Raw genomic sequence first — 23,777 nt, forward strand, 5'->3', positions numbered from 1 at the left:
AGTACTGGGAGGTTAAATTATGGCTGTTATCTGGCAGCAGTTTCTGTCGAGTTTTCAATTTGATAGTTATTTTCCTCTGCTGGCTGAAGTAGGAGTTATCTTAACTCTGATGACAGCTCTGGCAGCCTGGAATTACATAAAAGAAAATAAATTTTGGTATTACATTTTAACTCTTGTATATCTGCTAAGTACTCTGATTGTTATTCTTACCAATGACTGGTTTTTCTTCCTTTTTGCCTGGGAGATGGTAACTCTGGCCACAACCTTTATGCTGGCCTGGAGTGACTGGAAGCTGGTTAGACAGTATTTTGTGATTCAGTTCAGCGGCAGCAGTATTCTGCTTTTTGGTGCCCTGGCGGCCAATGCTTTTGGTTATTCAAAGATTGGGGTAATTGATTCTGTGCCCCTGCAGTTTATCTTAATTATGGGGATTGGAATGAAGAGTGGTCTCTTTTTATTCCACTTCTGGCTCCCCCCAATTCACTCTGAGGCACCGGCACCGGTAAGTGCTATTTTATCCGGCTGGGTTGTTAAGCTCGGTTACATATTTTTATTAAAGATCATTCCAATGGAAACCGGAAATACCTTTCTTTTTCTGCTCGGGCTGGCAATGATTGTTTATGCCGGCTGGCAGGCACTGCGCTCTGCTGATTTAAAGATTATGCTTGCTTATTCTACGGTCAGCCAGCTGGGTTTAATTGCTCTGGCTATTGGTACTGGCGGCAAATATGCCTTTTATGGGGCTGTACTTCAGATTATAGCGCACGGTTTTGCCAAGACAACTTTATTTATCAGCAGTGGTATCTGGCAGAAGGAATATGGTTCCCGGATTATTTATGAATTTAAAGATGCCTTAAGCAGGAGACCGATTACAGCTGCAGCCACAATCTTGAGTTATGCTTCTCTCGGAGCTGTGGTCTTTACTGCTGGTTATAACAGTAAATATTTAATTAAATCAGCTCAGACAGCTGGTCTGCTTTCAACTATTGTCTTTTTTCTGCTAGGTCTCTTAAGTTTTCTTTATGCCGGCAGAGTTCTTTACTGGATTTTTATTAAGGATCAGGATTACAGCAGCTTTTTCGAAGATCTAAAACAGGGCTTTAATCATTATCAGATCTACAGCCATGATATTCTGGCACTTTTGATTGGGATGCTGGGGATTATAGTTGTCGGGTTCTGGCCTGAGATGCCGGGTAATGTTCTGGCTGCTCTGGTTGAAAAAGACTTTCATCTTTTAGTCGGTTTCCGGGACACCACAATCTATCTAGGAATTGCAGCTTATCTATTTTATAACCACAGCGGCTTTAAAGTTGAGGCCCGGGGTAATTTGTCTCTGGAAAATTATCTGCAGTTATTTTTAAATTTCTTCTACGGCCTGAGCCGCAAGAGTGTCCGCTTTGATACTGAAAAAATATTTGAAACTTTTTTCTACAATGCAATTTTTAATGCTTCTCAGAGACTGCATAATTTTGTCTATCAGGATTTTACAATCCAGCTTTTATGGATTCCTATTTTTCTAACTGTGCTTTTACTCTGGCAGCAGATCTACAGTTATTTTTAAATTGAATAGAGATTTACCCCCTAAATTTCAAATTAATTGCAATTTGTTAAATTTAGGGGTTTTTTGTCGAAAAAAAGCAGGGTTTTGCACAGTTATGTCAAATAATAAAAGTATAGTAATAGTAATTTATCTTATTTATAGGGGCTCAGTTGTTGATAGATGGGATCAGTTTTGGAGAGGAGCTTTGCTTTGGAGAAAAAGTTGGAAAAATTTAGTTTTGAAACTGAATTAGATAGTTCAAGATTAATTCAGGCAGTTGAGCAGAGCCCGGAAACAGTTGTGATAACTGATCCTGAGGGCTGTATAGAATATGTCAATCCCCGCTTTGTTGAACTAACCGGCTACAGCAGAGATGAGGTATTAGGTGAGAATCCGCGGATTTTAAAAAGCGGCTGTCATCAAAAAGAGTTTTATCAAAATCTCTGGCAGACAATCAGCAGTGGTCAGAAGTGGAGTGGAGAATTTTTGAATCTCAAAAAAAGTGGGGAAAAATTCTGGGAGCAGGCATCAATTACTCCAATTATCGGCCGGCAGGGTGAAATAAGCAGCTATGTAGCTGTAAAAAAGGATATCAGCCAGCGCAAGCAGATGGAAAGAGAGCTTTTAGAAAAGAAAAATCAGCTGGAAGAAAAAGAAAAAATGCTAAATGATATTTTAGATCTATCCACAGAAGCAATTCGCTATGTGGATTTAAATTATCAGATTATAAAAAGCAATCAGCGCTATAAAGAATTAAATAGACTGTATAAAAAAGATAGTCTGGGAGAGGATTTTTTCTTCAGTCAGAGAAGAAACTGCTCTAATGCTTTCTGTACAGAAAATTGTGGAACTGAAAATTGTTCTTTAAAACAGATTCTGGCCGGCAGAGAATTTATCCAGGAGGATGCTGCAGTTGAGATTGCAGGTGAAACTCACTTTTTTATTGTGACCATTGTTCCTTATAGAGATCATCAGGGGAACTTAAAGGGAATAATTCAGAGTTACCGTGACATTACAGCCAGAAAAAATTATGAAAAAACTTTGGAGCTCTCTAATCAAAAGATAAATGATCTTTATTCCAGGCTGGAAGCTGAATTTGAAAAAGGAAGACGACTGCACCAGCAGTTTCTTCCTAAAAAGCTGCCGCAAATAGCTAAACTTGATTATCAGGTCTATTTTCAACCGGCAAATAAACTCGGTGGAGATTTTTATAATCTGATCGATACTGGAAAAGAGCTTTTAATTTATTTAGCTGATGTCAGCGGCCACGGCCTTGACGGCTCAATTTTAAATATATTTTTAAGAGAGCTGGTTAGTAATTACCTTTCCAACCAGGCCAACCTAGGCCAGGGACTGAATTCAACTGAGCTGTTAAAATTTATTATCAAGAAATATCACCAGGAAAATATAGCAGTCGATTATATGACCTGTCTTTTGATTGGTGTTTACAGCAAAGAAGCGGAGACTTTTGCTTTCAGTAATGCAGGAATTCATGTTCCTCCCCTGCTGATTGACAAAGAGGGAAAATTAAATAAACTCGAAAATGGAGGAGTTCCTATTTCAACTGCTATTGCGCTGGAAAATTATCAGGACAGCTCAATAATTGATTATCAGGAGCAGAAAGTCAGTCTGAAAAGTGGGGATCTGCTTTTTATTACTACCGATGGAATTATTGAAGAGCGCTCAGCAGCTAATGATCAGCAGCAGTATGGATTAAAGCGGCTAACAGCTGTGCTGGAGGCAGAGCGGCACTCAGCTGCAGCAGAGGTTATCAGGGCGGTAAATCAGGATTTTAAAACCCACTCCAACTCCAGGGTAGGGCAGGATGACATAACTTTTATGGTTTTTAAACAAAAATAATTAATCTGAGAGGAGAGATAGCAGTGGATATAGTCTTAGAAGGTTTACTGGAAGCAATAGAAGATGAGATTGCAGCCCAGGAAAAATATAAGTACTTAAAAGAACAGACCGATGATCAGAAAGCAAAGGCTCTTTTTGAACAGCTGATTAAAGATGAAAAGGGGCACGAAAAGCTTCTGCGCTCACGTTATGAAGCTTTAAAAGATCATCTGGAGTAAATTTAAAGCCAATAATTAGATAATTTATCATAATAAAACTTTATGACTAAATATATTTTTTCTTGCATAAAATTGCAGAATTAGCTATAATCAGAGTATAGTAATAATAATTGTTATTAATTAGTGTTGGGGGCTATTATTTTGATGCAGACAAAAATTGAAGTAAATAAACTGGGGAATCTTCCTGATTCTAAAATGAGGCTGAGTGAACTATTTATTACTCTTTCCAGTGCACTTGATATGGATAATTATGAAATCCTTGATCATTCAAGGAGAGTAGCTTATATAGCCTTAGAAATTGCAGAAATGCTGGAGCTTGAAAAAGAAGAAATAAACCAGCTGGTGCTGGCTGCTTTAATCCATGATCTTGGGATAGTTGATACTGAAAAGAAGGAAAAGGCTCAAAATCTTTTTCAGATAGAACTGGGGCTGGCCGAGTCTCACTGCAGGCTCGGGGCAGAATTAACAGAAAAGCTTAATTTTATGCCTCAGCTGGCAGATATTATCTATTTTCACCACCACAACTGGAGTGGTAGTAATTTTGACCGGGTGCAGGGAAATGCAATTCCGCTGGCCAGTCGAATTATTCATCTTTCAGATAGGATTGAGGCCCTGATCGATTCTGAAAGCTTTATTTTAAATCAGGTTGATCATATCATGGAAACAATTAAATCAAGGTCTGGAAGCTGGTTTGATCCAGAATTAGTAAAAATTTTTTCAGTTATTGCCGAAAAAGAATCTTTCTGGCTTAACTTAAAGGTAAAAGAATACAACAGTATTCTGGAAAAATGGGGCAGAAGAACAAGGGTTAAAATTAATTTGAGTGATCTGGAATCAATTGCCAGCATAGTGGCTCATTTAATAGACCGGGTCAGCCCCTTTACCTCCAGACACAGTACCGGGGTGGCAACAATTGCGGCTATGATTACTCATGAGCTTGGTTACAGCTATCAGCAGCAGCGGGCGATTAGAATTGCAGGTCTTTTTCATGATCTGGGTAAACTGATCGTTCCGGCTGAAATTATTGAGAAAGAGGCTGAACTGACAGCTGCTGAATTTAAAGTGGTTAAACAGCATACTTTCTATACCTACAGGCTGCTGAATAAGATTCAGGGTCTGGGCAGTATCCCTGAATGGGCGGCCTTCCACCACGAAAGGCTGGATGGAACTGGTTATCCTTTTAGAATTAGCGGCGATCAGCTCAATACCGGCAGCCGGATTATGGCAGTCAGTGACGTTTTCCAGGCTCTAACTGAAGACAGGCCTTACCGACCTGCTTTTTCTATAGACAAAGCCTTAGGTATTATTGACAGTATGGAGCAGGAAGCAAAGCTGGATGCAGAGATAGTTGCTGTCTTAAAAAATGCTATTTAGTTGGTTAAGAGATATAATATTATATAAAGCAGAAAGTAAATGAAGCAGAAATTGGGGGATTGAAAATGGAGAGCAAAACAGATGTAATTAACAGTGAGCAGGTTGTGATTAGTCCAGTCGGAAATATTGATTTTTCCAACTCACAGGATTTAAAAGACAAGCTGCTGGAATTATTCAAAAAAGACTACAAAAAAGTTATACTGGATTTTTCTGAGGTTGAAAGTATTGACAGTTCAGGTCTGGGTAAACTGCTGCTTTTTCATAAAAAATTAAAAGAAAAGGAAGGAAAGCTGATTATCCGGAATGTTGAAAGTGACTATATTAAAAATATGTTTGAGATGATTCATTTAAATAAAGTTATTACAATTGAAGAATAAAGCTAAAAATAATTTGCTAAAGCTGTTATTTAAAGAATTAAGACATAGGAGTTGGAGTAATGGAGAATAAAGAGCTTGAGTCTCAAAAAAAGACCGGTAAATTCCATTTTGAACTTGAAAGCAGGAAAAAAGCTGTCTGCAGATTTCAGGCAGTAATTTATAAGCTGCTGCCAAATTCAATCAGCTCTGATATCTTTGCTATGGCCTTACATGAGATTATTGCCAATGCTGCCGAACATGGTAATCAGATGGAAGCAGACAAAAAGGTAATTATTGAGCTGAAGATTACTAAGGATTCTCTTGCTGCTGAAGTAAAAGATCAGGGAAGAGGTTTTGACTGGCAGAAAAGACTCAGGCAGGAATTTGATATTAGCGGTGATAGTGAGCGGGGGAGAGGAATAATGATGACCGCCCGGGGCTGTGATGAATTTTATTATAATCAAGCGGGGAATAAGGCATATCTGTTAAAAACAATTGACTTTTAAATTTGTTTGCCGGTGATGCGGGCTAATTGATTTTTTGACTTTAAAATTATATACTTAAGTCTATCAGAACTTTTTTCTTAAAATTTAAAATTTAAAGGATGGGCTTTATGAATCAATCGTTGCTGCTTTTGATCTTATTTCTGCTGGCAGCTTTAATTTTATATCTGGCAGCTAAGTTATATTTTTTAAAAAAAGAATTTAAGTGGCTGGAGCTTGAGCAGGAGAATAACTCACAGCTTTTAAATAAAAAAGAGCTTAAAATTAAAGAGCTGGAAAGAAATATTAAGGTAAAACTCGAAAAAGCGAGAAATATTCACCAGCGGATGCTGCCTGACAGACTGGCTGAACCTGCTGATTATTTTATCAGTGACTATTATCAGCCGGCTGAATATATTGGTGGTGACTATTACAATATTTTTAAGATTGACCACGGGGCAATGGATCCTTTTTTTGATCAGTACCTGCTTTATTTTTTTGATGTCTCAGGTCACGGAATTGACAGTACTCTTTTATCAATTTTTGTTAATGACAGTATTGAAAACTACTTCAAACTGCGGCACAGTCCCGGCGAAAAAATTTCGACCAGGGAATTAATGAATTACATAGATCAGCGATATCAGAAAGAGGATTTTCCTGATGACTATCTGGTCTGTCTGTTTATTGCAGTCCTGGACAGGAAAAAGAACACTTTAAGCTACAGCAGTGGAGGTTTTCAGTATCCAATTTATAAGCTGGCTAATCAGGAGAGTCTGGAAGAAATTAATATTGGAGGGCTGCCTATTTCTACAGCTCTGGGAGCGCTTAAGGACAGCCGTCAGGAAAAGACAGTTGATTTTAAGAAAAATACCACCCTCTTTCTTTCTACTGATGGTCTGCTGGAACAGAGCAGTGGCTCAGAAATTTATTTTCAGCAGCTGCAGCAAATTTTAAAAAAATATAAATTTTTGCCGGCTCCTTTTTTAAAAGATTTAATCCGCAGTGATTTTTATAATTTCACCGGGGATAATCAGGGCAGTGATGATATAACATTTCTTGTGATTGATAGACCACAGGGAGAACTTATTAACCTTCATCTCAGCAGGGAGAATGTAGAGGGTAAAAAGCTGGAAATTATGGAGTTTATTAATCAAAATTCCTGGTCCAGACACAGCCAGCTTGGAACCCTAAAAGAGATTATTTTAAGCCAGTTAGAAAACTTAAACTCCGAGCTTAAAATTAAAGCACTCAATAATCAGCAGCTTTTAATATTTAGCCTGGAAAATAGTGAAGTCGGCTGGGACTCGCTGGTCAATAATTTTCCAGAATTAACTTCAATCACTGAAAAAGATTTGAATTCAGCTGATAATCAGCTGGAGGATATCTTATTTAGCAGAGAAGAAATTTATTTCAGCAGCTCAAAGGATAGAATTTATTTTATGCTGCTCAAAAAAGAAAATCTAAATTAATTAAGCTATAAAAGCTTTAAATAGCGACCAAAAATAGATGATAAATGGGGTGTTAGAATTGTTAGAAGAATCATTAGAACTGCTTGTAGAAAAAAATACAGCTGTTTTAAAATTTGATGGAGAAGTCATTTTCGATAATTCAAATCAGCTGAAAGAAGAAGCAAAAGAGAGGCTTAAAGGGAAGACGGAAGTGGATAAACTAATTATAGATCTTTCAAAGGTTCCCTATCTTGATAGTTCAGGAGTTGGAGTGCTTTTATCTTTATTTAAATTTATGCGAAGCAGAGAGGGCTCACTCGCAATTGCAGAACCAAATGCTAAGATCAGGCGTGTTTTTGATGTGACAAAAATGACAGAAATAATCCCAGTCTATATGAGCCTGGAAGAAGCAGTTAATCAGAATTAATCCAAGCAGATCTGAGGTGCATTAAATGCAGAAGCCAGAACTAGAAAAAGAATTTACAATTGGCTGTCAGGCAGCAGAAATTACACCACTCTTAAAAAAAGTTCTGCAGGAGATTGAGAGCAGCTCTTTAAAAGCTGAGGAAATTAAATTCAATCTGGAACTTGCTGCGCGAGAGATGCTGGCAAATGCGATTGAGCACGGTTGTGCATTAGCTGCTGAAAATGGCAGTAGAGTGGAAATGAAGATCAGGATTGAACTTAAAATTACTGAAAAAGAACTCAGTTTTAAAGTCAGTGATCCGGGACCCGGATTTGCGTGGCAGAAATATAATCTAGAAACAATGCCCAGATTTGAAGAAAAGGGGCGGGGTTTGAAGATGATTTATCAGGTTGCTGATCAGATCAAATTCAATTCCTGTGGGAATCAAATTACAGTTATTTTTAAAGTTAACTAAAAAATATAGAGATAAAAAACGGGGGGAAGAAAGTGCTAAAAAAAATCAAGGGATCTATGTTTGCAAAATTTGCTTTATCTTTTTTAATTATTATAGCTCTATTTGCTGCAGCTAGTTATGTTGAATATTATTATTCACATCGAGTAATTGAGATGGAAGAAGAGATAATGGAAATGCAGGATTTTCAATTAGAGCTTGCCAATTTAGAGATCGACCATCATCTCTGGATGATCAGTCTTTATGATATGATGATTGGGGGACCGGCACCTGAACTTGGGGACCACACTGAATGTAATTTAGGCCAGTGGTATTATAATATTACACCTGAGGATTATTTTAGCGAACCATATCAGGCGATGGAAGAGCCGCATACTCATTTGCACAGGCACGGTCAGGAAGTTGTAGCTCTATTTACAGATGGTGAGGAAGAGGAGGCCAGAAGGGTCTTTAATGAAGATATTAAGCCGGATTTAAATCTGGTTAGAGAAAACTTAGGAGAAATGATCAGCTTAACTGAGGCCGAAATCGACCGGATGAAGGTTGAAAAAAATGAGATGATGACTTTATCTGATACTATTTTCTACTCGGCCACAGTAATTATGCTTTTACTGTCAGCCTTAATAGCCTGGATTTTGACCAGAACTACAGTTGGGCCGATTAATAAACTGGTTGAGCAGGCTGACAAGGTGGCCGGCGGTGATTTAAGACATAAGGTTGAAAGCAAGAAAACTGATGAGCTGGGAGTTCTGGTTCAGTCCTTTAACAATATGATTGAAACCCTGCGCACCTTAGTCAGCAGTATTGATGATAATTCTGATGCGGTGGTAACAGCGGTCAAAGATTTAAATGTAGTTTCCGAAGACACAGGCCGCGGCTCAGAAGATATTGCCCGCAGCATTACTGAAGTTGCTGAAGGCAGTGAAAATATTGGGCGAGAAATTGCCAGTGTTAAGGATGTTGCTGCTCAGCTGGATCAGGAAGGTGAAACTCTGAAAGTTAATACAGAAGAAAGTTTAAAAATGGCAGATCAGTCTGCAGAATCAGCTGAAAAGGGACAGCAGGCTATTCAGCAGGCAATCAGTCAGCTGGATGTGGTCAGTGAAACTGTTAATTTTGCAACTGAAGCTATCGAAAAACTTGGTAAGCGCTCTAAAGAAATCGGAGAAATGGTTGCCATGATTGAAGGAATTTCTTCGCAGACAAATCTCCTGGCTTTAAATGCAGCTATTGAGGCTGCTCGTGCTGGAGAAAAGGGCCGAGGCTTTTCAGTTGTGGCTGAGGAGGTAAGAGAACTAGCAGAGGAATCTTCTGATGTAACAACTCAGATCAGCTCTTTAATTGAGGATATTCAGTCAGAGACCACTGCAACTGTTAACTCCATGGATACCAATATTGAAGAGGTAAATAAACAGATTCAAATAATCAATGAAGCCGGTGACTCTCTGGATCAGATGGTTGCAGCTTCTGAGAAAACAAATAAAAAAGTCAGGGAAATGCATCAATTTGCAGATCACCTTGATGAGATCATTGATACAATCAATAAAGCAGTTGATTCTGTAGGGAGTGCTATTGAAAACAATTCTGCCAGTGCAGAAGAAGTTTCAGCCCTGGCAGAAGAACAGAGTGCAACAGTCGAGGAAATTTCTGCTTCTGCAGATGAACTGGAAAATATGGCAAAACATTTACAATCATTAATCGAGGAGTTTGAGGTAAAATAAAATGAATGAGCCAAATTTAAACAAGCAGATAACTAAAAAAGTAAGAGCTGTAGAGCAAAAGGTAATTAATCTCAGACATCAGATCCATCAGAATCCGGAGCTTTCCTTTGCAGAAAAAGAAACAGCTGCCCTGGCAGCTGAGGAAATGAGGAAGCTTGGATTTGAAGTGAGAGAAAATATATTTGGCACAGGTGTCACTGCTACTTTTAAAAACAGCAGTGACCCTGAAGCTAGAACTCTTCTAATCAGGGCTGATATGGATGCCCTGCCGGTAGAAGAAAAAAATGAACTCAGCTTTAAATCGAAAAAAGAAGGGATTATGCATGCCTGTGGTCATGACGGCCATACTGCTATTTTAATTGGTACCGCGATGGTTCTTAAAGAAATGGCGGCAGATTTTAAGGGGAATCTAAAGTTTCTTTTCCAACCGGGAGAGGAAACATCAGGTGGTGCTGAGGGAATGATTGAAGCAGGAGTTCTCAAAGACCCTGATGTCGACGCTGCAGTTGGTCTTCACCTCTGGGGCAGTACTCCCGAAGGAATGGTTGAATATAAAAGCGGCCCCTTTATGGCTTCACCAGACCGTTTTGACCTAAAAATTATCGGCCGCGGTGGTCATGCAGCAAGACCCCATAATACGATCGATCCGATACCGATTGGAGCAGAAATTATTTCAGCCCTGCAGACAATTGTCAGTCGGCGTATTGATCCTCTCGATTCAGCGGTGATTTCTGTCTGTAATTTTGAAGCTGGCAGTACTCATAATGTAATCCCGGATCAGGCAGTGCTTAAGGCGACAGTTCGCTCACTTAAAAGTGATGTGAGGGAGAAGCTGGCAGCCAGTATCGAGAAGGTAATCAAAAATATTTGTGATATCTATGGGGCTGATTATGACTTCAATTATATTTTTGGTTATCCACCGGTAGTTAATGATCCTCAGCTGACTGAGCTAGTGGCAGAAGCTGCAGCTGAGGTGCTTGGTAAAGAGCGGGTCAGAGAAAAAGAGAAGGCAGAAATGGGAGGCGAGGACTTTTCCTATTTTGGCCGCCAGGTTCCTGCAGTCTTTTATTTTCTGGGAATTGCCCCGGAAGGGCAAATTATAAACCACCATCAGTCAGATTTCAAATTCAATGATTCGGTTTTAAAAGATGGTGTGGCTGTAATGGTCAGGACTGCTCTGGATTTTTTCAACAGCTAGGATAGCCTTCAAACAGAAATTTTAACAAACTAAGAGTTACAATTGATATAAAAGTCGTTTTCCCGCCTGTAAGCAATTTATGGGCGGTTCTTTAATTTATAGTCGAGATCAAAAATTTCTTAAACTAGAAAATGAAGTAAAATATAATTTAAATTTTAAACGGGGGTGAATCAATGCTGCTGGATCAAAATCAGGCATTGAGCAGTGATTTAAAGGAGTTTTTAGACTTAAGTCCTTATGCTGCTGTTTTTATCAATCAACAGGGTGAGGTGGTTTATCTAAACAGAAAGGCTGCAGAGTTTGTTGAGGCCAGCTGTCTGGAGTGGAATGGCTGTGCCGGTAAATCTAATTATCTTAATTTTATCGAGCAAAATATGCTGCCGGAGTCTGAACTTTTAATCAAAAATATTAAGTTGATTTTAGAAGGAGAAAAAGAAAAATATAAATTTGACTACTGCTGGGATGAAAATATCTATTTTGAGGTAAAAATAACTAAATTCAAAGATGGAGTTCTGCTATTATATGAAAATATTTCTAAAAGAAAAATAACTGAAAAAAAGCTCAGGTCTTTAGAGAAGCGGTACAGAACAATTTTTGATCACGGTCCGATGGGAATTCTGTTACTGGATTCTGATGGCAGAGTTCTGCAGGCAAATCAGACATTTGTTGAATATACGGGCTACAGTAAATCTGAGCTAATTGGCAGCACTATTTTTGAGACTGTTGTTCTGGAAGAAAATAAAGAGGAAGCTGAAAAGTTCATTGATAAGATTCTGGCAGGGGCTGAAGTTGAATATATAGGTGAGAGTCTGCGGAAAAATGGGGAAGTTTTCCCAATCTTATTTAAGGAAAGAGCCATAGAAATTCCGGGCCAGGGAAAATGTATCCTCTCAATGCAGCTTGATTACAGTGAATATCAAAAGCAGCAGCAAAGGATCGAATATATAGGCTACCATGATCAGCTGACCGGCTGTTACAACCGGAGTTATATTGAAAATAAATTAAAAGAGTATGACCAGGCAGAATATTTACCGCTGGCAGTGGTGATGATTGATATTAATGGTCTGACTCTGATTAACGAAAGTTACGGTTATAAAACCGGTGATCAATTATTAATTAAAGTTGCAGCTGAGTTAAAAACTTTACTGGGGGACAGTGATCTACTGGGGCGCTGGTCTGGAGATGAGTTTATTATTCTGCTGCCGGAAAGCAGTAAGCAGCAGCTAGCAGACTTAAGAGAGGCTGTTAATATCTTTTGTAATTCAACTGCAGAGGATGAGATTCCTGTATCTCTGGGTTTCGGTGCAGCTGCTAAAAATGAGCTGAAGGCGAATATCTATCAGGTGATTAATCAGGCGGATCGGAATATGAACCAGGATAAGCTGACCAAATCACGCAGTTCCAAAAATAAATTTGTTAAGAACCTGATTAATACTCTGGGTGCCAAAAGTAATGAGACCAAAGAACACGCTCTGCGGATGACCTCTCTGGCATTTAAACTTGGTGATAGATTAAGGTTGAGCCACGAAAAATTAAATGAATTAAATCTCCTGGCCACCCTGCATGATATCGGCAAGGTGACTATTGCCGAGAGTATTTTGAATAAACCGGGCAAACTAACAGAAGAGGAATGGGAAATTGTAAAAAGCCATCCTGTTAAAGGAGCAGCAATTGCTGATTCAACGGCAGAATTTTCGCCGATTGCAAAATATATCCGCCACCACCACGAGCGCTGGGACGGTGGTGGTTATCCTGAAGGGCTGGCTGAACATGAGATTCCGTTACTTTCAAGGATAATAACCCTGGTGGATTCTTATGATGTAATGACCAATGACCGCCCCTATAAAGAACCGATGACCAAGTTGGAAGCTGTCAAGGAAATCAGCCGCTGTGCAGGGACTCAGTTTGATCCTGAACTTGCAGTAGAATTTATCAAGCTGCTGGAAGAGGAGGAAGAAGCATGAACCAGGAAAAGACTATTTTAATAGTTGACGACAGTAAATTGAATATTAGGGTTTTAAGTGATATATTAAAAGAAAAGGATTATCGAATTGCTCTGGCAAGAAGTGGAAAGATGGCTTTAGAGTTTGTAGAAATGAAAAAACCTGATTTAATCCTGCTGGATATTATGATGCCCGAGATTGATGGTTTTGAAGTCTGTGCCCGCTTAAAGTCTGATCCTGAAACCAGGAATATCCCGATTATTTTTATCAGCGGTCTGGATAAGAGTGAAGATATAGTCAGAGGATTTAAGGCAGGAGCAGTGGATTATATTGTTAAACCCTTTCAAAAAGAAGTTGTTCTGGCCAGGGTTAATACTCATTTGAAGTTAAATGAGACTCAACGGAAGTTGAAGCGAAAAAATGAAGAATTGAAGGAGCTTTTGAATGAGGTGGAATATCTTTCTTTTCATGACGAAATGACCGGTCTCTACAACAGAAGGTATTTTGAAAATGAGCTGGACAGACTTGCTTCTTCCCGCCGGCTGCCGCTTACTCTTTTAGTTGCAGATATGGATAACTTAAAAGTTGTTAATGACAATTATGGTCATAAAAAGGGAGATAATTATATTAAAGCTGCTGCCGATATTTTAAAGAAGTCAGCTCGCCAGGAAGATATAGTTGCCAGAATCGGAGGAGACGAGTTTGCAATTGTGCTGCCGGAGACGGGATTTAAGGCTGCTGATAAAATATACCGCAGGATTAAAGAGAATCTGAGCAGTTATAATCAGCAGCAGGAACCGGTTGAGCCACTTGCGATTTCACTTGGCTTTGCAGTTAAGACCAAAAAAGAGCAGAGTCTGGACCAGATATTTAAACTGGCGGACAAAATGATGTATAATGATAAGGGGAAGAGTATTTATTCTAAACTAGAATTGGAACAATGAGTAGTGAGTATTGAGTAAAAATGGAGGATTGAATATGGATTATATTAAAAAATCACTTAAGTTAGAAAATGTTTGTTATGACATCAGAGGACCGGTGCTGGATGAGGCGACTAGGCTGGAAGAAGAGGGCTATAATATTTATAAATTAAATATCGGCAACACAGCTCCCTTTGGGTTTAATGCCCCGGATGAGATTATTCATGATGTAATGTATAATTTGAAAAATGCTCAGGGTTACTGTGAATCAAAGGGGATTTTCCCGGCCCGCAAAGCTGTAATGCAGTACTATCAGAAAAAAGGAATTATGGATGTTGAAATCGATGATATCTATATTGGTAATGGGGTCAGTGAGCTGATAACGATGGCCATGCAGGGGCTTTTAGATAATGGAGATGAGGTGCTGATTCCAATGCCCGATTATCCACTCTGGACAGCTTCGGTTAACCTGGCAGGAGGGAAAGCAGTTCATTATCTCTGTGATGAGCAGTCAAAGTGGTATCCAGACCTGGATGATATTCGAGCAAAGGTGAATACCAATACCAAGGCGATTGTAATTATTAATCCCAACAACCCGACCGGGGCCAATTACCCGGAAGAAATATTAGAGGGGATTATTGAAATTGCAAAAGAAAATGAGCTGATCATCTACAGTGATGAAATTTACGAGAAAATAACCTACAATGGTGCCGAACATACTTCAATTGCAACGATGACTGAGGATGTGCTGGTGGTTACCTTTAGTGGGCTTTCTAAATCACACCGGGTACCGGGTTTTAGAGCTGGCTGGATGATGCTCAGTGGTCAAAAATATCATGCGGAAAGCTATATTGAAGGCTTAAATATGCTTTCTTCTATGCGGCTCTGCAGTAATGTTCCGTCTCAGTATGCAATTCAGACTTCACTCGGGGGCTATCAGAGTATTGATGACCTGGTGCTGCCGGGGGGAAGACTTAAGGAGCAGCGGGATTTGGCCTATAAGCTTTTAACTGATATTCCAGGCATCAGCTGTGTCAAACCGGAGGCCGGTCTTTATTTATTTCCTAAAATTGATACAGAGCGATTTAATATTACAAATGATGAGCGCTTTATTTTAGATTTCTTAACTCAGGAAAAGGTGCTTTTAGTTCAGGGGAGTGGATTTAACTGGCCGGAGCCCAATCATTTCCGTCTGGTTTTTTTACCACCTGAGGAAGACTTAAAAATTGCTATCGGCAGGCTGGAGAAATTTTTGAGCGGCTATAAGCAGTAATCCTGAACCAAAATATAAATTAAGGATGGTTGGAGGTTCCTACTTTTATTTTAACAGTCAGCAGGCAGCAGAAGTATATATAGAGAGAGTAATTGATGGTGATACAGTTGAGACCGCAGCCGGTGATTCGATTAGACTGCTCGGAGTTGATACCCCTGAGATTGACTGGGATAACAATAGTTCTGAGTATTATGGCGAAGAAGCGCGTGACTTTACAGCAGAAAATCTGGCAGATCAGAAAGTTGTGCTGGAATATGATCAGGAAAGAGAAGATAATTATGGTCGAACTCTGGCTTATATCTATCAGGATGGAGAAAATTTTAATCAGAAGCTGCTGAAAGAGGGAATGGCAACGGTAATGATAGTTGAGCCCAATGATAAGTATGAGTCTGAATTTAAAAAGGCTGCAGCAGAGGCGAGAAAATCCGGAAAGGGAATCTGGTCACAGGTAATGGAACTGGACGCTTCTCTGCCGGTGATTTCCTACCAGCAGGCTGAATTATTCAGGGGAGAAGTGGTAATTGTAGAAGGGAAGATTGTCAATACAGCAGCCACCGATTCAGTTAATTATTTAAATTTCTCAGATGATTATCAAACTACCCTTTCTCTTGTTATTTTTAACCGTAATTTAAATAAATTTGATTATCAGCCGGCAGAATATATTTTAAACAAAAGGATTAGAGTTTTAGGTGAGATTGAATTTTATCAGGGGAGTCCTCAGATTATAGTTGATGACCCCCATGATATTTTGATTATGGATTAATGAGGAAAGGGGTGCTGAGAAATGAAAAAAGTACTTGCTCTTGTTGGAGATTATTACCATCCTTCAGATTATTTAAAACAGGCCTTAAAGATGGTGATCAAAAAGAATTATCATCTTGATGTTTTCAGTAGTCATCAGGAGATTAACTGGGATGGTTTGATGGAATATGATGTTTTAATACTGGCAACCTGGGGTAAAATTAATGATCCTGATGATGAAGCCTACTGGCTGGATGAATATCATGAAAAAAGGATTGATCAGTTTCTGGCTGAAGGTGGGAAGCTATTTTTGGTCCACTCAGGTACAGCAAGTTATCCCAAAGACGGTCTTTTCCGGAAGATGGCTGGTGGACATTTTATTGAGCATCCGGAAGATCATCCTGAGATGACAATGAGGACAGTAGCTGAAAATCCACTGACTAAAGGAATTGATGAATTTAAGATTAAGGATGAGCAGTATTTTATGGAGGTTGATCAGGAAGAAGTTGAAGTCTTTTTAAAAGCCAAAAGTAAAGAGTTTGGAGAAAGCACAGCCGGCTGGTTTAAGGATTACAAAAATGGAAAAGTAATTGTACTGACCCCGGGTCACAGTCTGGAAGTCTTTGAGGAAGAAATGATGCAGAAGTTAATCAATAATATTTTGGAACTTTAATTAGCTTTATTGGCTGAGATTATCTTTATTTTATCCTGCTGTTTAGGGTCGTGAGAGCCTTTGTTTGCTTGTCTCTGGCATCTGAAGGGAGTATAAAATGAAATCATTAAAAGAAAAAATCAGCGGAATTGTGGACGGGGACTTTGAAGTTCATCATATTTTTAAAGAGATTGTTCAAAATCGCTCTATTTTTACTGAGGATGAGGAAATTGTTGATCTGCTCTTTATAAAAAGGGAGCATCTCAATGAGAGAGTAAAATCATCTCCGATTTTTTCACCTGCAAGTTTGCTGGTTGCTACAACCCACGGCCTGGTTTATGCTGTTGAAGGATTTGAAGAAATCAACGATAAATATTTGGGTTATAAGATGAAACACATCTATTATGATCAAATCAGTGCACTGGAGCTTGATTTATGTCTTTTAAAGGGGAATTTTAAAGTAACGACTTCTTCTTCAATTGACATCCTCCCCGCTTCGTAAACTCACGAACGAGGATTCCTGAAAGGAACTTTCACCGAAACTCTCTTTTGTCTTACAAAATGATAGTTTCGATATTAGGCCATCGAGGCCGTCACGAGGTTGTCTGCTGATTAAATGCCAGTCCATTTCTGGTAGGCAAGTGCGACGCCGACTTCAGGCTGTGCCATCAGCCCTCCTGTGATAGGCATATAGCCACTCAGGCACTTGTATTTTAACCATACAAGCAGATAGTTTGCTGCATACTCCCTGCAATACAGATTATATCCTATTCTAATCACAGATTAGATACTTGCACGGCAAGTTAGACGATAATCCAGTTACAGTTTTTAGCGAGTACCTTGAACATTTTACGCACTAAAGGGTTAGTTAGTACAACTCCTTATATTCACTTTTATTACTAACTATATTATATCACTAAGAAAACAAACGTTCAACAAATATAAAGATTTTTAACTATAAATCAGCCGATTCATCCCCGCCCATTAACATGAGCGAGGCTTTCTCGGCTAAAGTAGGGTAATCCTGAGATTGTGGTAGAATTTAATACGGCAAATTATTATCAGGAATTTGAGAATCTGGTTAAAGCTATTCGAAAAGAGAGAATTGGTTATAATAATAAATAAGCTTTAAATCCTGTAGAGGCAAAAAAATTCCCGCTCAGTAATTAGCTGAGTGGGAATTTTTGTTTTCTATTAATTTTTTATGCTGCCTGAGCTTTAAAATCTCCCTTATTTCTAAACTGCAGGTAAATTACAACTGCCAGTAATAAGACACCATAGATATCAGACTGCCAGCCCGGGATTAATAAACCATAGGCACTTCCCAGTAGAATCAGTCTTTCAATAATTGTAGTTTTGCGGTTTAAGTAGCCGAGTACTGCTGCTGCCAGCGCAAAAACTCCCAGAATTGAACTACCTGTAATTAAAATAACCTGAACTGCATTAGTGTCAATTAAAAGCAGTGAAGGTGAATAAGCAAAAACAAAGGGGACCACAAAACCGGCAATGGCCAGTTTAACAGCCGTCAGCCCAGTTTTAAGTGGATTTGACCCCGATATTCCCGCACCTGCATAGGCAGCTAAAGCTGCTGGTGGAGTTAGATCAGCTACTACACCAAAGTAAAGTACAAATAGGTGGGCGGCTAAAATTGGTACACCTAACTCAGTTAAAGCTGGAGCTGCCATAGTTGCCAGCACAATATAAGTTGCAGTTGTTGGCAGACCTGTTCCTAAAATTGTACAGGCCACCATGGTAAAGAATAAGGCCAGGAATAAATTACCCTGAGAAAGGGCAACTGTTAAACTAGTAAACTTTAGACCCAGACCAGTTAGGGTTGTAACTCCAACAATAAATCCAACTGCCGCACAGGCTGCTGCAACTCCAAGAGCCGAAATTGCGCCCTCTCTTAAAGTATCAAGCAAATCCTGTAAGCTCATTCTAGTATCTTCTTTTAAGAAACTTAAAGCAAAAGAAACTATAATCCCAAGAAAAGCAGCTCTCAGTGGAGTATAACCTCTAAATAGATAATAGAAAATAATGATTAAAGGTACTATCATGTGGCCTCTTGTTTTTAATACTGTTAAAAACCTGGGAATTAAATCATCGCTGATACCCTGAAGTCCCTGTTTTTTGGCTTCAAAGTGAACCATTAAACCAACTGTAATGTAATATAAAATTGCCGGTAAAATAGCTGCTTTAGCAATTGTAACATAGGGGACACCAATAAATTCGGCCATGATAAAAGCTGCTGCTCCCATAATCGGGGGCATAATCTGGCCGCCTGTAGAAGCTGCGGCCTCAACTGCAGCTGCAAAGCGTGAATTATAGCCGACCCTTTTCATTAATGGGATTGTAAAAGATCCGGTGGTAACTGTATTTGCTACCGAACTTCCGGAAATAGAACCCATCAGACCACTGGATACAACTGCTGCTTTAGCCGGTCCACCAGTAGTTCTACCGGTGAGAGATAAAGCAAGGTCAATAAATAAATCACCAAGACCGGTTCTTTTGGCAAAGGCACCGAGGAGTAAGAATAAGAAAATATAGGTTGCTGATACTCCCAGTGGAATACCGAAAATCCCCTCAGTTGTAAAGTACATGTGGCTTGCAATTCTGGACCAGGAATAACCGCGGTGAGCTAACATCCCCGGCATCTGCTGGCCGTAGTGAGCGTAAAGTAAAAACAGGATTGAGATCACCGGCAGCTCGGGTCCTAAAGCTCTTCTGGTACCTTCGAGCACAATTATAATTGCCAGGATAGCCATAAATTGATCAAGTTCAGTGTACATTCCAGCTCTGTGGACCAGTGCTTCATAGTTAATAATAATATAAGAAGAAATTGCTATACTTCCTAAGGCTAGCAGTAAATCAAAAGCCAGAATAAATTTATTTTTCTTCTTTTTCTTTAAAGCTGGGTAGAGGAGAAAGATCAGGGTAAAGATAAAACCCAGATGGACTGCCCTCTGTTTGAGTGCAAGCAGGACCCCAAAGCCAGCTGTATAAAGATGGAATAAAGAAAGGGTGATTGCAATTGTAGAAACTATAATTGCAGCCAGACCTGTATATTTTCTGTAGTCTGTACTTGGATCATATTTTTTTAATAATTCATCTTCTTTTAAGTGTTCTTTTTCAGCCATTTTAAAACCTCCTTTTGATAAATCTAAAATAGCTAATTTTTTTGCATTGAATCTGAAGCAGAGTTTCAGTCTCTAATTCTTGATAGAGAGGAATCGTATCTTCCTTAAAAACAAATTCATGTTCTGCATAGTCACTAACTCTGAGCATAATCTCCGGCAGAAATTGATTGATATTTTTAATAATAAACTTATCATTTTCTACCAGATATTCCCCCTGGACAGCCTCAGTTGGAAGACCTGCTCCATAGGACTGATATTCTGTTCCGGTTAATAATATTTTTCCATCTTTGATTTCAAAAATTTCGATGACCGGGGTTTTGGCTACTGAATGCAGATACTTAATTTTAAATTCTGCACCATTTTCAGCCTTTTTTTCCCAGATTATTTTATCCTGCTGATAGTCAATTATCTGCAGCAGATTTACTTTAAAAACAAAGAGTGAAAATACTATTATTAAGATAAATAATGTAAGCAAAAAAAATATAAATTTTTTATTTTTTTTCATAATAAATGAGAGCCGGGTATTTTTCAATACCCGGTTATCCTCCTTTAATAATTACTAAAGGCATAATATAAATTTTTCAGCAAAGATTATCAAAGCTACTTATTGTTTACTTTAATTTCTCTTTAAATTTATTATTCAGCCTCATCGTAATATTTTTGAGCACCAGGATGTAATTCAACTGTCATTCCATCCTGAGCAGTTTCTAATTGAATATCTCTGGCTCTATCATGAGCAGCGATTAAAGTGTCACGATTTTCAAAGATAGCTTTAGTAATGTTATAAACTACATCTTCACTTAAGTCTGAATCTGCAACTAAGATAGCTTTTAAAGCAACAGTTTGAATGTCACTATCCAGACCATTATAAGTTCCAGCTGGTACAGTTACTCCAGTTAAATAAGGATATTCAGAATTCAGTTCTTTAACATCCTGATCACTAAAGTTAATCAGAGAAATATCCTGAGTTGCTGCAACATCCATTACAGCAGCAGTTGGAATACCAGCAGTTAAGAAAGCTGCATCAATCTGTCTATCTTTAAGACGGCTGGCAGCTTCACCAAATGAAAGATAATCTTCATTGATGTCATCATAAGTTAAACCAAAGAATTCTAAGATCTGCTTTGCATTAGCTTCTGCACCACTACCAGGAGCACCAACAGCTACACTTTTACCTTTCAGATCAGCAATTGATTCGATTCCTGCATCATTACGAACAATAATCTGAATTACCTCCGGGTATAAAGCTGCAATTCCACTCATATTATTAACCTGATTATCAGCAAACTGGTTTTGACCATTGACAGCATAGCTGGCAATATCATTTTGCAGAATTGCTAATTCAACTTCCTGATTATAAATTAAGCGGGTATTAGTAACAGATGCCCCGGTTGATTGAGCAGAGGCATTCATGTTATCTATATTTTCATTTAAGACCTTGGCAATTGCGCCTCCGACCGGATAATAAGTTCCGGAAGTACCTCCGGTTGCAATTGAAAGGAATGTTGTCTGGGCAGAAACCATTCCACTGAGTAAAAGACTAAAGACTATAACGGCAGTTACTACTAGTAAATAATTTTTCTTTTTTAACATAAATTATATCTTCTCCCTTCTAGAATTTAATTAATTTAGTACTTTAACACTTTAATACATTTATTTTGAGATTAAAATGTTCCTATTCAATTTTACAATAATTAGAGTCAAAAAGCAAATAGATGGTAAAGCCTTTAAAGCACAACAGCTTTAAAATACGCGGATTTCAGGATACATCACTTAAAAAACTCAATATATTAATAATTGTCAGTAAAATTAGATTTTTTAATTCCACTGCAGAGGCCGTTTGAAAACGGTCAATTAAAATTAAGTGAAAACTTGAACAAAGCCTTGAGATGAGTTATAATAATAAGCAAAGTTAATATCTGATCAGCCGGGGCCACCTGTCTGAAAGGATATCACGTTAAATAACTGCCTGAATTTAAGGAGAAATTCTGAGAATCAGGGGAGGGGTCTTTCTATGTCAAAATTTAAGTAGAATATGTTGGTACCAGGTCCAAAACGGCCGTTTTGGACCTGGTTAAAAAGAATAAATTCACAATTTGGAGGAGAATAATGAAAAAAAGAATTGGCTCAGTAGCAGTAGTTGTAGAAAAAAGAGAAAAGGTAAGTGACCGGATTAATAAAATTTTAAGTGAGCATGCAGACTGTATTATCGGCCGGATGGGAATTCCTTCCGCTGAACACGGCTTATCGATGATTTCTCTAATTGTAGAGGGAACACCGGATCAGATTGGAGCAATGACCGGTCAGTTAGGAAACCTGCCGGGAGTTAACTTAAAGTCTGCGCTGACCAGTGTACAGGTACCGTGAACCTGTCGGTTTTTGTATAACTGTGTCTAGAAAAGGTTTTAGTTGACATTTTTCGACATAAACCGGGTGGTTCCCGGTGCATGGACATAAAAGGAGGAGATTAAGATTAATTATTTTAAGGAAGAGTTTGGAGAAGATTACAGGACAGAAGTCTGTGACTATATAACTGATGAGAAAATTGAAGGAATTCTGGCTGAGGCCAAAAAGCCAGGTCAGAAGGAAGTAAATCGAATTATTGATAAAGCTTTAGAGTTAAATGGAATTAGCCCTGTTGAGGCGGCAACTCTGCTGCAGGTAGAAGATGAGGAGCTGATTGACCGCTTTCTGGAAGCTGCCCGCAGAGTCAAGGAAGAAATTTATGGGAAGCGGCTGGTGATTTTTGCTCCCCTATATTTTGCCAATCAGTGTGTTAATAACTGCCTCTACTGTGGTTTTCGCAAGGACAACCATCAGGTTGATCGCAAAAAATTAAGCCAGCAGGAAATTCGGAATGAAGTAGAGGCCCTTGAGCGCGAGGGACACAAGCGGCTTTTAGTTTTAACAGGAGAGGCTCCAATAACTGATCTTGATTATGTTGTTGAAAGCATTAAAACTGCCTATGATGTTGAAACCGAAAACGGGGGAGAAATTAGAAGAATTAATGCTGAAATTGCACCATTAAGCACTGAAGATTTTAAAAAGCTCAAGCAGTCAGAGATTGGCACCTATACCTGTTTTCAGGAAACATATAATAGAAAACAGTATGCAAAACTGCATCCATCAGGACCAAAGAGCAACTATGAGTGGCGCCTTTCTGTAATGGATAGGGCACAAAAAGCAGGGATTGATGATGTCGGAATTGGTGCTTTATTTGGACTTTATGATTACAAATTTGATGTAATCGGTATGCTCTTACATGCAGAATATTTGGATCAAAAATATGGAGTTGGCCCCCATACAGTATCAGTACCCAGACTTAATCCAGCTCTGGGGACACCCTTAGATGAAGTTCCTTATCCAGTCTCTGATTCAGACTTCCGCAAACTGGTTGCAGTATTGAGGCTTGCTGTTCCATATACAGGAATGATCTTGTCCACCCGGGAAAGTACTGAAATGAGAAATGAATTATTTGAGCATGGTGTTTCTCAAATTTCTGCCGGCTCCCGCACAACTCCTGGCGGCTATGAGAAAAAAGAGAAAAACAAAGAAGAGCTGGCCCAGTTTTCACTGCATGACCTGCGCCCGATTGATGAAATTATTTCTGGAATTGCAGAGGCTGGATATATTCCAAGTTTCTGTACGGCCTGTTACCGCCTCGGTCGGACCGGAAAAGATTTTATGGATCTGGCCAAGCCGGGTAAGATTCAGGAATTCTGCCGTCCCAATGCAATGCTGACTTTTAAAGAATATCTGGAGGATTATGGGACAGCAGCAAGTCGGAAACATGGAAAAGAATGTTTAACTGAATTAATGGAGCGATTGGAAAATGACAATCCTAAACTGGCAGAAAATATTGCTGAGAAGCTGGATGCAATTGCAGAAGGAAAGCACGATTTGTACCTTTAGATTTTAATGATGACATTTTCATTACAACTGATTGCACAACAATTAACTACATTATATAAGGAAGTGGGAAAATGAATTCTACAGCTAAAGGAGATCGGCCGCATATTGCAGTTTTTGGCAGGCG

At 38.9% G+C, this 23,777-nt stretch carries 22 protein-coding genes; 19 read left to right on the forward strand and 3 right to left on the reverse strand.

From position 1 onward, the window contains the following. Positions 1 to 19 precede the first annotated feature (19 nt). From CI949_RS05865 to CI949_RS05945, 17 genes are all read left to right on the forward strand, one after another. Positions 20 to 1,561, forward strand: coding sequence for a complex I subunit 5 family protein (locus CI949_RS05865; protein WP_290763985.1), 1,542 nt, complete (start codon positions 20 to 22; stop codon positions 1,559 to 1,561). Positions 1,562 to 1,750: 189 nt separating this feature from the next. Continuing rightward, a complete protein-coding gene (locus CI949_RS05870; protein ID WP_290763988.1) occupies positions 1,751 to 3,400 on the forward strand; it encodes a PAS domain S-box protein in 1,650 nt (549 codons plus the stop codon). Between the two features lie 23 nt (positions 3,401 to 3,423). After that, a complete protein-coding gene (locus tag CI949_RS05875) occupies positions 3,424 to 3,618 on the forward strand; it encodes a ferritin family protein (RefSeq protein WP_133530436.1) in 195 nt (64 codons plus the stop codon). Between the two features lie 144 nt (positions 3,619 to 3,762). Next, the gene (locus tag CI949_RS05880) at positions 3,763 to 4,992 is read left to right on the forward strand and encodes an HD-GYP domain-containing protein (RefSeq protein WP_133530435.1); all 1,230 of its coding nucleotides are present in this window, start codon (positions 3,763 to 3,765) and stop codon (positions 4,990 to 4,992) included. Between the two features lie 65 nt (positions 4,993 to 5,057). Next, on the forward strand, positions 5,058 to 5,369 hold the full coding sequence (locus CI949_RS05885) for an STAS domain-containing protein (protein WP_133530434.1): 312 nt from the start codon (positions 5,058 to 5,060) through the stop codon (positions 5,367 to 5,369). Between the two features lie 59 nt (positions 5,370 to 5,428). Further along, positions 5,429 to 5,854 (forward strand): ATP-binding protein, encoded by a 426-nt coding sequence (locus CI949_RS05890; RefSeq protein ID WP_108142188.1) that lies wholly within the window; start codon positions 5,429 to 5,431, stop codon positions 5,852 to 5,854. Between the two features lie 107 nt (positions 5,855 to 5,961). Further along, entirely contained in the window at positions 5,962 to 7,299 is a 1,338-nt protein-coding gene (locus CI949_RS05895) for a PP2C family protein-serine/threonine phosphatase (RefSeq protein ID WP_290763998.1), read from the forward strand. Between the two features lie 58 nt (positions 7,300 to 7,357). Next, positions 7,358 to 7,705: an STAS domain-containing protein gene (locus tag CI949_RS05900; protein ID WP_290764003.1), complete on the forward strand. Its 348-nt coding sequence runs from the start codon at positions 7,358 to 7,360 to the stop codon at positions 7,703 to 7,705. 25 nt (positions 7,706 to 7,730) lie between these two features. Then, positions 7,731 to 8,159, forward strand: coding sequence for an ATP-binding protein (locus CI949_RS05905; protein WP_290764006.1), 429 nt, complete (start codon positions 7,731 to 7,733; stop codon positions 8,157 to 8,159). A gap of 32 nt (positions 8,160 to 8,191) precedes the next feature. Next, on the forward strand, positions 8,192 to 9,877 hold the full coding sequence (locus CI949_RS05910) for a methyl-accepting chemotaxis protein (protein ID WP_290764012.1): 1,686 nt from the start codon (positions 8,192 to 8,194) through the stop codon (positions 9,875 to 9,877). 1 nt (position 9,878) lies between these two features. Continuing rightward, a complete protein-coding gene (locus CI949_RS05915; RefSeq protein ID WP_290764015.1) occupies positions 9,879 to 11,075 on the forward strand; it encodes a M20 family metallopeptidase in 1,197 nt (398 codons plus the stop codon). A 173-nt stretch (positions 11,076 to 11,248) separates the two neighbouring features. Next, positions 11,249 to 13,039 carry an HD domain-containing phosphohydrolase gene (locus tag CI949_RS05920; protein ID WP_290764018.1) on the forward strand — a complete coding sequence of 597 codons (1,791 nt, stop codon included), beginning with the start codon at positions 11,249 to 11,251 and terminating at the stop codon, positions 13,037 to 13,039. Next, positions 13,036 to 13,962, forward strand: coding sequence for a diguanylate cyclase (locus tag CI949_RS05925; protein WP_290764021.1), 927 nt, complete (start codon positions 13,036 to 13,038; stop codon positions 13,960 to 13,962). The genes CI949_RS05920 and CI949_RS05925 overlap by 4 nt, the downstream gene beginning before the upstream one ends. A gap of 34 nt (positions 13,963 to 13,996) precedes the next feature. Further along, complete coding sequence (locus CI949_RS05930) at positions 13,997 to 15,211, forward strand: pyridoxal phosphate-dependent aminotransferase (protein WP_108142203.1); 1,215 nt, start codon at positions 13,997 to 13,999, stop codon at positions 15,209 to 15,211. A gap of 25 nt (positions 15,212 to 15,236) precedes the next feature. After that, the gene (locus CI949_RS05935) at positions 15,237 to 15,974 is read left to right on the forward strand and encodes a thermonuclease family protein (RefSeq protein ID WP_290764026.1); all 738 of its coding nucleotides are present in this window, start codon (positions 15,237 to 15,239) and stop codon (positions 15,972 to 15,974) included. A 21-nt stretch (positions 15,975 to 15,995) separates the two neighbouring features. Further along, positions 15,996 to 16,625 (forward strand): ThuA domain-containing protein, encoded by a 630-nt coding sequence (locus CI949_RS05940; RefSeq protein ID WP_290764030.1) that lies wholly within the window; start codon positions 15,996 to 15,998, stop codon positions 16,623 to 16,625. 97 nt (positions 16,626 to 16,722) lie between these two features. Continuing rightward, on the forward strand, positions 16,723 to 17,106 hold the full coding sequence (locus tag CI949_RS05945) for a hypothetical protein (protein WP_290764033.1): 384 nt from the start codon (positions 16,723 to 16,725) through the stop codon (positions 17,104 to 17,106). 700 nt (positions 17,107 to 17,806) lie between these two features. Here CI949_RS05945 and CI949_RS05950 read toward each other — a convergent pair. From CI949_RS05950 to CI949_RS05960, 3 genes are all read right to left on the reverse strand, one after another. Further along, complete coding sequence (locus CI949_RS05950; RefSeq protein ID WP_108142211.1) at positions 17,807 to 19,741, reverse strand: TRAP transporter permease; 1,935 nt, start codon at positions 19,739 to 19,741, stop codon at positions 17,807 to 17,809. A gap of 1 nt (position 19,742) precedes the next feature. Beyond that, a complete protein-coding gene (locus CI949_RS05955; protein WP_108142213.1) occupies positions 19,743 to 20,273 on the reverse strand; it encodes a DUF1850 domain-containing protein in 531 nt (176 codons plus the stop codon). A 104-nt stretch (positions 20,274 to 20,377) separates the two neighbouring features. Then, complete coding sequence (locus CI949_RS05960; RefSeq protein WP_108142215.1) at positions 20,378 to 21,334, reverse strand: TAXI family TRAP transporter solute-binding subunit; 957 nt, start codon at positions 21,332 to 21,334, stop codon at positions 20,378 to 20,380. A gap of 516 nt (positions 21,335 to 21,850) precedes the next feature. Here CI949_RS05960 and CI949_RS05965 point away from each other — a divergent pair. Both CI949_RS05965 and hydG read left to right on the forward strand, forming a co-directional pair. Further along, positions 21,851 to 22,108: a TM1266 family iron-only hydrogenase system putative regulator gene (locus CI949_RS05965; RefSeq protein WP_108142217.1), complete on the forward strand. Its 258-nt coding sequence runs from the start codon at positions 21,851 to 21,853 to the stop codon at positions 22,106 to 22,108. Between the two features lie 99 nt (positions 22,109 to 22,207). After that, positions 22,208 to 23,653 (forward strand): [FeFe] hydrogenase H-cluster radical SAM maturase HydG, encoded by a 1,446-nt coding sequence (gene hydG / locus CI949_RS05970; protein ID WP_108142219.1) that lies wholly within the window; start codon positions 22,208 to 22,210, stop codon positions 23,651 to 23,653. Positions 23,654 to 23,777: the final 124 nt, after the last annotated feature.

Source organism: Halanaerobium sp. (assembly GCF_003070835.1).

Bases quoted from the DNA above. Each gene is read 5' to 3' on its own strand.
- CI949_RS05925 (WP_290764021.1), top strand. From the start codon at position 13,036: ATGAACCAGGAAAAGACTATTTTAATAGTTGACGACAGTAAATTGAAT.
- CI949_RS05890 (WP_108142188.1), top strand. From the start codon at position 5,429: ATGGAGAATAAAGAGCTTGAGTCTCAAAAAAAGACCGGTAAATTCCAT.
- CI949_RS05935 (WP_290764026.1), top strand. From the start codon at position 15,237: ATGGTTGGAGGTTCCTACTTTTATTTTAACAGTCAGCAGGCAGCAGAA.
- CI949_RS05905 (WP_290764006.1), top strand. From the start codon at position 7,731: ATGCAGAAGCCAGAACTAGAAAAAGAATTTACAATTGGCTGTCAGGCA.
- CI949_RS05930 (WP_108142203.1), top strand. From the start codon at position 13,997: ATGGATTATATTAAAAAATCACTTAAGTTAGAAAATGTTTGTTATGAC.
- CI949_RS05960 (WP_108142215.1), bottom strand. From the start codon at position 21,334: ATGTTAAAAAAGAAAAATTATTTACTAGTAGTAACTGCCGTTATAGTC.
- CI949_RS05865 (WP_290763985.1), top strand. From the start codon at position 20: ATGGCTGTTATCTGGCAGCAGTTTCTGTCGAGTTTTCAATTTGATAGT.
- CI949_RS05950 (WP_108142211.1), bottom strand. From the start codon at position 19,741: ATGGCTGAAAAAGAACACTTAAAAGAAGATGAATTATTAAAAAAATAT.
- CI949_RS05895 (WP_290763998.1), top strand. From the start codon at position 5,962: ATGAATCAATCGTTGCTGCTTTTGATCTTATTTCTGCTGGCAGCTTTA.
- CI949_RS05920 (WP_290764018.1), top strand. From the start codon at position 11,249: ATGCTGCTGGATCAAAATCAGGCATTGAGCAGTGATTTAAAGGAGTTT.
- CI949_RS05965 (WP_108142217.1), top strand. From the start codon at position 21,851: ATGAAAAAAAGAATTGGCTCAGTAGCAGTAGTTGTAGAAAAAAGAGAA.
- CI949_RS05880 (WP_133530435.1), top strand. From the start codon at position 3,763: ATGCAGACAAAAATTGAAGTAAATAAACTGGGGAATCTTCCTGATTCT.
- CI949_RS05945 (WP_290764033.1), top strand. From the start codon at position 16,723: ATGAAATCATTAAAAGAAAAAATCAGCGGAATTGTGGACGGGGACTTT.
- CI949_RS05915 (WP_290764015.1), top strand. From the start codon at position 9,879: ATGAATGAGCCAAATTTAAACAAGCAGATAACTAAAAAAGTAAGAGCT.
- CI949_RS05940 (WP_290764030.1), top strand. From the start codon at position 15,996: ATGAAAAAAGTACTTGCTCTTGTTGGAGATTATTACCATCCTTCAGAT.
- CI949_RS05885 (WP_133530434.1), top strand. From the start codon at position 5,058: ATGGAGAGCAAAACAGATGTAATTAACAGTGAGCAGGTTGTGATTAGT.